The organism is Frankia sp. RB5, assembly GCF_059816245.1.
On the sequence record NZ_JCBATA010000031.1, the window covers coordinates 71,324 to 80,903 of the forward strand.

The 9,580-nt window shown below is 74.8% G+C and carries 9 protein-coding genes and 1 riboswitch; of the genes, 8 read left to right on the top strand and 1 reads right to left on the bottom strand.

The genetic code is table 11. The annotated features are described in order from the left end of the window. Positions 1–95: 95 nt before the first annotated feature. Entirely contained in the window at positions 96–719 is a 624-nt protein-coding gene (locus tag AC6EXY_RS17880) for a TetR/AcrR family transcriptional regulator (RefSeq protein ID WP_101836170.1), read from the bottom strand. A gap of 320 nt (positions 720–1,039) precedes the next feature. Here AC6EXY_RS17880 and AC6EXY_RS17885 point away from each other — a divergent pair, with 320 nt between their 5' ends. The 8 genes from AC6EXY_RS17885 to AC6EXY_RS17920 form a co-directional block, all read left to right on the top strand. Beyond that, positions 1,040–2,149, top strand: coding sequence for an alpha/beta hydrolase (locus AC6EXY_RS17885; protein WP_243408138.1), 1,110 nt, complete (start codon positions 1,040–1,042; stop codon positions 2,147–2,149). Positions 2,150–2,313: 164 nt separating this feature from the next. After that, entirely contained in the window at positions 2,314–3,189 is an 876-nt protein-coding gene (locus tag AC6EXY_RS17890) for a sulfite exporter TauE/SafE family protein (protein ID WP_101836172.1), read from the top strand. Then, positions 3,186–3,644: a DUF1634 domain-containing protein gene (locus AC6EXY_RS17895; RefSeq protein WP_243408139.1), complete on the top strand. Its 459-nt coding sequence runs from the start codon at positions 3,186–3,188 to the stop codon at positions 3,642–3,644. The genes AC6EXY_RS17890 and AC6EXY_RS17895 overlap by 4 nt, the downstream gene beginning before the upstream one ends. 135 nt (positions 3,645–3,779) lie before the next feature. Further along, positions 3,780–4,268: a DUF2867 domain-containing protein gene (locus tag AC6EXY_RS17900; protein WP_101836175.1), complete on the top strand. Its 489-nt coding sequence runs from the start codon at positions 3,780–3,782 to the stop codon at positions 4,266–4,268. 459 nt (positions 4,269–4,727) lie between these two features. Further along, entirely contained in the window at positions 4,728–5,135 is a 408-nt protein-coding gene (locus AC6EXY_RS17905) for a hypothetical protein (RefSeq protein ID WP_499818893.1), read from the top strand. 64 nt (positions 5,136–5,199) lie between these two features. Beyond that, positions 5,200–5,313, top strand: a riboswitch (SAM riboswitch). A 28-nt stretch (positions 5,314–5,341) separates the two neighbouring features. Beyond that, positions 5,342–6,757, top strand: a complete 1,416-nt coding sequence (locus AC6EXY_RS17910; RefSeq protein WP_499818894.1) for an aminotransferase class V-fold PLP-dependent enzyme — start codon at positions 5,342–5,344, stop codon at positions 6,755–6,757. 321 nt (positions 6,758–7,078) lie between these two features. Continuing rightward, positions 7,079–8,269, top strand: coding sequence for a methylenetetrahydrofolate reductase C-terminal domain-containing protein (locus tag AC6EXY_RS17915; protein WP_243407489.1), 1,191 nt, complete (start codon positions 7,079–7,081; stop codon positions 8,267–8,269). Beyond that, positions 8,266–9,580: amidohydrolase family protein (locus tag AC6EXY_RS17920; protein ID WP_499842370.1), on the top strand; the 1,315-nt coding region annotated here is incomplete at its 3' end. The genes AC6EXY_RS17915 and AC6EXY_RS17920, both read left to right, overlap by 4 nt.

A 9,580-nucleotide genomic window follows, 5' to 3' on the forward strand; every position in this document is an offset into this window, starting at 1 on the left:
AGGGCGTGAAAAGCCAGGGCGTGGTCGGCGACGGCAAGTAGCCGCCCGTCCCGCCCTCCACCCGCCCTCGATCAGGCGTTCGAGACCATGCTAGCTCAGGTGTTCGAAGACTCCGCGAGGCGCCCCGACCGGCCGGCGAGCAGCGGCAGCGCCACCTCGTCGACGACGTGCTCGACGAACGCGTCGTCCAGCGGCTCCCCGGTGACAAGCAGTCGCATGAAGATCATCGCCAGGATGACCTCCATCAGCGGCGCGGCGTCCACGATGTCGGCCAGTTCACCCCGCTCGACGGCCCGCTGCATCAGACAGGAGCCCATCTCCGTCTTGTGCTGGAGGACGTTCGCCTGGATGACCGCCGCGAGCTGCGGCGACTCGCTCGCCGCCCGCAGCACGCCGACGAGCATCGCGCCATCCGGTCCGGAGACGACCTCGGCCATGAGCCGTACTTCGGCCGCGAGATCCTCACGCAGGCTGCCGGTGTCGGCCGGTACATGGGCCTCGGGCGCCCGCCTGCGCAGCGCCTCCACGACCATCTGGTCCTTGCAGGGCCAGCGCCGGTAGATCGTCGCCTTGCTCGCCCGGGCGCGGCTCGCGACGGCGACCATGCTCATCCGCTCATAGCCGACCTCGACCAGCAGCTCGAGCGCCGCGTCGAGGATGGCCTGCTCCCGGGACTCGTCCCGGGGGCGACCCCGACCGGAACCATCCGGGGGCGACATACGCTCCTCCTCCCCATCGGCCGTCACCCACGCCTGGGGCTCGCCGACATGGAAACGGTACCGTACTGGACCGAAAAAAGGGATCCCGGCCTTCTCGTGTCGCCGCTCACACTCGCAGGCGATCCAGCCCGGCGCCCCGGCGGCGGCGTTCGGGGCGGTGCTGGAGGATCGACGCAGTACATCCGAACAACGCACGCCGCGACGCACCGCGTCCGCCGACTCGCCCGGAAGGATGGACCGCCATCCGCAAGCCCCACCGGCAGCAGCCCGATCGCGGCTCGCCGCGCCCCCGCCCGTCCCGCGACTCACGATGGCCGCGCGTGTCGCGGCCCGTCACCACCACGATCGCCGGGGGGCTGCTCGCCCTCGGCGTCGCCATCACCGCCGGCTGCCGCCCGGGCGGCCCTCGGGCACACCCCACCGCTCCCCCGGCGGACACGGGTCGCCCCGGCGGTCCGACCGACCTGCCCGCCGGGACCTGGACGCGTCACGACCTGGTGTACGCACCCGTCTCGCGGGCCCAACGCCTGGACCTGTACCGGCCGTCACCCCCGCCGTTCCCCGGTGGAGCGGACGATTCCGCCAGCAGCACCGAAGCGGGTGGCACCACCGAAGCGGGCGGCATTGCCAGGACGGGCGGCACCGGCCGCGCCACCGGGTCCGCCCGCGCGGCCGCCGGGGCGCTTCCCGTGGTGCTCACCATCCACGGCGGCGCGTTCGCGGTCGGCGACAAGCGGGACGACCTGCCGGTGGTCCGGGCCCTGGTCCGCGCCGGTTACGCGGTGGCGAGCGTCAACTATCGCCTCTCCGGCGAGGCGCGGTTTCCCGCGGCGGTCCAGGATGTCAAGGCGGCCGTGCGCTGGCTGCGCGCGCACGCCGACGAGTACGGCCTCGACCCGGACCGGATCGCGGCGAGCGGCGCGTCCGCCGGCGCCTACCTCGCGCTGATGCTCGGGGCGACCGCAGGCGTGCCGATGTACGACGACCCGGCGCTGGGCCACCCCGGGGTATCCAGCGACGTGCGAGCCGTCGTGGACTTCTTCGGGCCGGTGAACTTCGCCTCGATGGACGACCAGGCCCGGGCGAACGTCCACTGCTCCGCCGGCGACGCGGGGCACGGCCGCCGCGGCTCGCCGGAGTCCCGCTTTCTCGGCCGCACGGTCGCCACCGCGCCCCAGCTCGTCCGGGTCGCGAGCCCCCTGCACTATCTCGGGCGCGGGCCGCTGCCACCGTTCCTGCTCGAGCACGGGGACGCGGACTGCACCGTGCCGCACGGCCAGACCCTCGAGCTTGCCGACGCTCTGCGCGCGGCGGGAGCTCCGGTCGTGGAGGCGACGATCGTGGCTGGCGCCGGTCACGGGCCCGACTTCCCCACCGCCGATCGGATGCCCACCGTCCTCGCGTTCCTCGCCCGCGCACTCGACCGCTGACGCCCCGCGAGGAACCCGCCCACGGTCCGGCGAACACCGGCCGCCACGCCCGGCCACCGACACCGGGTGTGAAACCCGTCACCGGCCACTGGACGATATATGTCTGCCATCGATATGCTCTGTAGCAGACATAATCGCCCTCGACTCGGTGGAGGGGTGGTGCCGTGAGCCCGCTGGCGGAGCTCCTCGTGATCACCGTCGTCTGCGTCGCGTCCGGGTGCCTGGGCAGCCTGCTGGGGCTGGGCGGCGGCACGTTCATCGTGCCGATCCTGACCCTCGCCTTCGGCCTCGACGTCCGGCTCGCGATCGGCGCGTCGGTGATCTCGGTGGTGGCCGGAAGCGCCGCCGCGTCACCGCGTTACCTCGACGAGGGGTTCGCGAACCTACGGGTCGCCGTCACCCTGGAGGTGGCGACGGTGAGCGGCGCGGTCGGCGGGGCCCTGATCGCCGGCCTGGTCAGCGCGCACGTGCTGTACACGGTGTTCGGGGCGGTGCTGGCCTTCAGCGCCGTGCAGATGCTGCGCAGTCGACGGGAGGTCGCCGGCGTGGCCGTCCCGGAGGACCGCATCGCCAACCTGCTCACCTTGCACGGCAGCGTCACCGAGTCCGGCGGCGGGCCCGACCGCCCCGGCGAGCCCGGCGGACCCGGCGGCGCGACCCGCCGCCCCTACCGCGTGACCCGGACCGCCACCGGGCTGACGATGATGACCGCCGCCGGCGCCGTCAGCGGCCTGCTGGGTATCGGCTCCGGCGCGATGAAGGTCCCGGCGATGGACCTCGCGATGCGCCTGCCGATCAAGGTCTCGACGGCGACCAGCAACCTGATGATCGGCGTGACCGGCGCCGCGAGCGCCGTCGTCTACCTGCAGCGGGGCGACGTCGTGCCGGCGCTGGCGGGCGCGGTGGCGCTCGGCACCGTCGCGGGCGCGCGGCTGGGCTCCCGGCTGCTCGCCGTGGTGCCGACAAGCACGCTGCGGACCATCTTCCTCGTGGTCCTGCTCGTCATCAGCGTCCAGATGCTGCTGCGGGGCCTGGCTTGACGTCCGCCCCCACCGACGACGAGGCAGGTGTCGCGATGCCCGCCGAGGAGTACCCCCACCCGAGGTCGGACCACGGGCGGGAGGTCCTCGAGGTGGGAGCACGCCCGGTCGCGGTGGTGCTGCGGATCGGGGGGAGCCTCGGCGCCGCGATCGTGCTGGTCGGGCTCGTGGTCGCCCTCGCCCAGAACGGCGCGGCCTGGGTAGGGGGCCCGAGCGGCGACCTGCTCGGCGGCGGGGCGGCCCTCACGCTGTCCGACCTCGCCGGCGGCCTGCGCCACGGCCAGGCCGCGGCCGTCATCCTGCTCGGCATGGTGGTCCTGGCGGCGACACCGGCGCTCGGGGTCGCCACCGCCGGCCTGTGGTGGCTGCGTGCTCGCCGCCCCTGGCTGGCCGCCGTCTCCGCCGTCGTGCTCACCCTGCTGGTCGTCGCCGGCAGCCTCGGCGCCGCCGGCTGACGCCCGCAGGCACGCCCCCACGCGGGCCGCGGCCCGCCACAACGCCGGGGGCGCTGCCGGACACCCGTACCGCGGCCGGATCATACGATTCCGACTGACGGCGGATCAGCCTGCGCGCGTTCCCGGAGGGGATACATGACGATCGACCGTGCCCGGCGCAGCGCCGTTCCTCCCACCGACGGCGGCGGCTCCGGCGGCGACGACTACTCCGTCGCGTTCACGCTGGCGTACCCGGACGCGAACGCCCACAGCGCCCGGGACTGGGCCCGCGCCGTGTTCGAGGGGTCCCCCGCGGCGCTGCGCCCGGTGCTGATCGTGGGCTGGCGCCTTGGCCTGCGGCTGCGACTGGGCCCCCTGCGCTCCCCCACCCACGTGCTGGGCTGGCAGGTCACCGAGGACGAGCCGGGGCGGATCGTCCTGACCGCGCCGTCGCCCCTCGTCGAGGCGTCGAATGCCGCCCTGGTGGAGGCATCCGCCGTGACCTGGGTGACGCGCGTGCGCTACCGGCGCGCGGCCGGCCGTCTGCTCTGGAAGGCGGCCGCACCGGTCCACGAGCGCACGTTGCCCCTCCTGCTCACCCGCGCCGGCCGCGCCCTGGCCGCGCCGCGCGACAGCGGGGACTGAGGAAGCCCGCGGCCCCGCTGCGCCGCGGGAGACGTCGTCAGGTGGGGGTCGGCAGTGCGGCGAGCGGCGAGGACGTCGTCGGCGGTGCCGGTGAACGCGCTGCGGGCGTACTCCATCCTCATCCGCCCCGCCGGCCGACCGCTGCGGCGCACGATCCTCCGGAGTGAGCCCGTCCACGATTCGGGTGGATGGCTGCACTAGAATGCATGGGCTTATTCGTGTTCTGGCTGATTGCGGTGGCGTAGAGGGAGGCCCGTGGGCGTGGGGCGTCGCGCGGCGGCGGTGGCGCCGCCGGTCATGTGCCGTCGTCACCCCCGTCCTCTCATGGTGCCATTGCCGGGTGTTTTCCAAAACACCCATTTTCACCTGCGCCGACGCGGCGGCACCGCAGGCACGAGGCCCGTGGCGTGGGTGCCCTCACAACGGCGAGTGAACCGACTTCAAGCCAAGCGAGGACTTATGACGAACCCAGATATCCCACTGCCCAGACTCGCCGACGTCTACGCGGTCGTCGACGGGCGGCCGAGCTTCGGGGAGCGCGAGCGGCTGTCCCCCGGGGAGGAGATGGCCAGCCTGCTGGCCTACCTCAATGCCGGCCACCTCATCGGCGAGAGCACGACCCGGAACGCGGACGTGGTGGACCGGTTGAAAGGACGCTCCGTCCCGGCCGGCCACCGCACCGATGGATTCTGGATCTGGTCGGATGCGGTCACCTACTACCTGAACATCTACGGTTTCGCGCCCCAGCCCGATTTCCTCCGCCACATCCGCGCCCGCCAGTACCGATACGAGCAGCCGTCCGCCGACCGCGTCCTGCTCGCCGGCGACATGCTCGACCGAACCGTCCGCAGCGCCACGCCACACTGAACCGTCGCCACCACTGACCAGTCGGGGTACGGCGACGCACGGCTCTTGCTAGAGTCACCGGCAACGTCCTGAGTGCCAGTGTTCAGCCCCGGCTTGCTGGCCGGCAACCCTCGTAGCGCAGTGGGGTGCCCCGGGTGGTGACGGGGCCGCGGCGACCAGCCTGCGGCAAGTGCAGACCCGTTCACGGGTCCAATCGTGGAGCGATGATGACATCGATCATCTCTGCCGTGCCCGCATGCCCGCAGGCACCCCAGGCACCCGAGGTGCCGCAGGCGCTGCTGGCGGTGGAGGGCGCCGGGCTGACCGTGCCGGTGGTCGGCGGCGGTGTGGTGGAGTACGCCAACCTCGACTACGCGGCGAGCGCGCCGTGCCTGTCCGACGTCGCCGAACACGTCGCGAGGGTGCTGCCCTACTCGGCGAGCGTGCACCGCGGCGCCGGGTTCGCCTCGCAGGTGTGCACCAGCCTGTACGAGGGGGCGCGCCGCGACGTCGCCCGCTTCGTCGGCGCCCGCGACGGCGATCTCGTCGTGTTCACCCGCAACACCACCGACGCCGTCAACCTGCTGGCCCGCGCGCTGCCCGCCACCGCCGGCGGGGTCGTCCTGGTCGACCTGGAGCATCACGCGAACCTGCTGCCCTGGCGGGGCGGCGGCCGGCGCGGCACCGGCGACGTCCGCTGCGTCGCGACCCAGCCGACGCTGGAGGCGACCCTCGACGCGCTCGCGGCCGAGCTGCGGGCCGCTCCGGTCGCCCTGCTCGCGGTGACGGGCGCGTCGAACGTCACCGGCGAGACGCCGCCGCTGGCCCGCCTCGCCCGGATGGCGCACGACGCCGGCGCCCGGTTCTTCGTCGACGCCGCGCAGCTCGCGCCGCACCGCCCGGTCGACATGGCCGCTCTCGGCATCGACTACCTCGCGTTCTCCGGGCACAAGCTCTACGCCCCGTTCGGCGCCGGCGTCCTCGTCGGCCCGGCCGACTGGCTCGACAGCGCCGCTCCCTACCTCGCCGGCGGCGGCGCCGTGCGGGAGGTGTCCACCACCGGCGTCGACTGGGCCACCGGCCCCGCCCGGCACGAGGCCGGCACCCCGAACCTCGCCGGCGCCACCGCGATCGCCGCCGCCTGCCGGGTGCTCACCGCGCTGCCCCCCGGCGCCTGGGAACGCCACGAGACCGTGCTGCGCGACCGGCTCCTGCGCGGCCTCGGCGCCCTCGACGACGTGGTGATCCACCGGATCTGGCCGGACGGCGGCGAGCCGGTCGGGGTCGTCACCTTCTCCCTGCGCCGGCACGACCCGGCGCTGGTGTCGGCGTTCCTGTCGGCCGAGCACGGCATCGGTGTGCGCGCCGGGCGGTTCTGCGCCCATCCGCTGCTCGCCCGGCTCGGCGCGCCCGGCGGGGCGCTGCGGGCCAGTGTCGGCGTCGGCACCACCGTCGCCCACATCGACCGCCTTCTCGACGCCCTCGCCACCTACCTGCGCGTCGGCCCCGGTTGGGGCTACGCGCACCGCGACGGCCAGTGGCAGCCGACCCCCGACGACCGCCGTCCCCCCGCCTGGGTCGAGCAGTACGCCTCCCCCGCCGCCTCCGCCCCCGCCCCCTCCCCCTCCCCCTGCGGCACGTAGATCGCCTCTCGGGTCACGCTCTTCGTGGGTGTCGCCGCGGCGGGTCGTGGCAGCCTTCTGGCCGTTTCACGGCAGCCCGTGTCGCACATTCGGGACAAAAAGGACGGGCGGCCGCGCATTCGCGACACGGTGCCGCCGCCCTCCGCACCCCCTTCCCAGCGGAGGGAAGTCAGCCCGATATGCGGCTTATGAGGAGCTGCCGGCCGTCCGGTCCCGCGGGACCGGGCGGCACGCGACTGTGGCGGTCTCCGGGAAGCTTTAACACGCGCCTTATCGACCGGAAACCGCCCGTCGATGGCCTCGCCGGACAGTGTTGGCGTGATGAACATCGGGACGTTCGCCGAGGCCACGTGGGGTGACGCGGTCGCCCGATGCCCCAAGCAGATGGCGCACGGACCATGCGCCGGTGTCGGCGACGACCACAGCTGTGAGGTTCCGGGCTTCGGTCCGTGCACCTTCCTCGACGTCCTCGACGCCTGGCCGCACCCAGCTCCCCCGGTCTCCGGACAACGCCGCGATCCCTCGCCAGCGGCCTGGACCAGCGAGGCGTCCGCGGCGACATCCACGGCGGCGTTCAGGGCGGCGGCGGCGTTCAGGGCGGCAGCGGCGCGGCGGCCGGTGGTCGTCGCGGATCTGCCGGCGGCGCCGCTGTCGGCGGACGGGCTGCGGGCGAGCGCGGACCTGCTCGCGCCGGTCGCCGACGCCTGCCTGCTCGGTGATCATGGCGGGGCCCGGGTGCAGTTCCCGCCGTCGTACCGGGCGCGGCTGCTCACCGAGCGCGGGGTGGTGGTGTGGGCGGGCGTCAACGGCCGTGACCGCAACCGGGTCGCGCTCGAGGGGGAGATCGCCGCCTGCGTGGACGCGGGCGTCACCGCCCTGCACTGCGTCACCGGTGATCATCCGGCGCTCGGGCACCGGGCGGACGCGCGGGCCGTGTTCGACCTGGACAGCGTGGGGATCGTCGCGCTCGCACGGGGGCGTGGGCCGCTGGTCTCCGCCGCGCACGCACCGGCCGCGCCCCCGGCGGACCGGCGGCTGTCACGCCTGATCGCCAAGATCGACACCGGGGTCGACGTGGTCTTCGTCGATCACTGCGGCGGCCCGGAGGGGGTCGGCGACGCCGTCGCGCGGCTACGGGACACCGGCTTCGACGGACTGGTACTGGCGTGTGTGCCGGTGGTGACGAGCGCGGCGACGGCGGCCGTCGTCGCGTCGTTCGCGACCGGACGGCTGCCCGCCGGCTATCTGGAGGCCGTCCTGGACGCGAACGATCCACGGGAGGCAGGCGTACGCGCGGGCGCCGACCTCGCGGCGCGGATGATCGCGCTGCCCGGCGTCGACGGCGTCAACCTCTCCGGTGGTGCCGAGCCGGGACATGAACTGGCGGCGGCCGGCGCCACCGCCGACATCACCCGCCGTCTGCTCGGCGCGAGCACCCGGACCGCCGGCACGAGCGGGCCCGCCGCCGGCCCGCGCACGAGCCCGACCACCGGTGCGGGGGTGGCGCCGTGAGCTGGTTGCGGGGGGCGACGACGGCGGCGGGGGACGTCGTCGACGTCGAACTCGCCGACGGCGTCATCCGCCAGGTCGTGCCGCACGGCGAGCGCGGCGGGCGCGCCGCGACCGAGGCGGCCGACGTGGATCTGCGCGGGCAGGTGCTGCTGCCGTCGTTCGTGGAGCCGCACGCGCACCTGGACAAGGCGCTGACCGCGTCCCTGGCGCGCAACGTCACCGGGGATCTGGCCGGGGCGATCGAGGCGATCCAGACGCTGCTGCCCGACTCGACGGTCGAGGACTTCGCGGTGCGCGCCGAGGCGGCGCTGCGCATCCACCTGGCGCTGGGCACGACACACATCCGCACCCATGTGAACGTCGGCGTCCAGTCGGGGATGCGGGCGCTGGAGGCGCTGGTCGGGGTGCGGGAGCGCTGGCGGGGGCTGGTCGAGCTGCAGCTCGTCGCGCTGGTGTCGAACCCGCTGGCCGGCCAGCCGGGGAGGGACCTGCGCCAGGCGCTCGCGGAGGGCGCCGACGTCGCCGGCGGCTGCCCGCATCTGGACCCGGAGCCGCACCGCGCGGTCGCGATCTGCCTGGACGCGGCCGGGGAGGCGGGCCGCCCGCTGGACCTGCACACCGACGAGACGCTCGACCCACGCCTGCTCACCCTCGCCACCCTCGCGGATCTGGTCGCCCGCTCCGGCTTCCCGCACGGCGTGACGGCCAGCCACTGTGTGAGTCTCGCGATGCAGCCGCCGGACGTGCAGGCCCGGGTCAGCGAGCAGGTCGCCGCCGCCGGCGTCGGGGTCGTCGCGCTGCCGCAGACGAACCTGTTCCTGCAGGGTCGCGCGCACGCGGTCGGCACGCCGCGAGGGCTCACGGCGATCGGGCCGCTGCGCCGCGCCGGGGCGACGGTCGCGGCCGGCGGGGACAACCTGCGCGACCCGTTCAACCCGGTCGGGCGCGGCGACGCGCTGGAGACGGCGGCACTGATGGTGATGGCCGGCCATCTGAACCCGGACGACGCGCTCACGTCGGTGACCGCGGCACCGCGCCGTGTCCTCGGCCTGCCGGCTGTCGACCTCGTCCCGGGCAGTCCCGCGGACCTCGTCGCGCTGCCCGCCGCCGGCGCCCTCGACGCGCTCGCCGCCGCCGGCGCCGCCCGCACGGTATGGCGATCTGGCCGGGTCGTGGCCCGCACCACCGTCCACACCGACCTGACGGAACCGCACGCACGCGGTGAGGCCGGCGCGCCGCCGGGCGCTGCCGGTGCCCCGTCCGCCGTGCCGCTGCGCCGCCCGGGAGCGGCGGCGCCCGGGCGGCGAGATC

Bases quoted from the DNA above. Each gene is read 5' to 3' on its own strand.
- AC6EXY_RS17915 (WP_243407489.1), top strand. From the start codon at position 7,079: ATGAACATCGGGACGTTCGCCGAGGCCACGTGGGGTGACGCGGTCGCC.
- AC6EXY_RS17880 (WP_101836170.1), bottom strand. From the start codon at position 719: ATGTCGCCCCCGGATGGTTCCGGTCGGGGTCGCCCCCGGGACGAGTCC.
- AC6EXY_RS17910 (WP_499818894.1), top strand. From the start codon at position 5,342: ATGACATCGATCATCTCTGCCGTGCCCGCATGCCCGCAGGCACCCCAG.
- AC6EXY_RS17900 (WP_101836175.1), top strand. From the start codon at position 3,780: ATGACGATCGACCGTGCCCGGCGCAGCGCCGTTCCTCCCACCGACGGC.
- AC6EXY_RS17905 (WP_499818893.1), top strand. From the start codon at position 4,728: ATGACGAACCCAGATATCCCACTGCCCAGACTCGCCGACGTCTACGCG.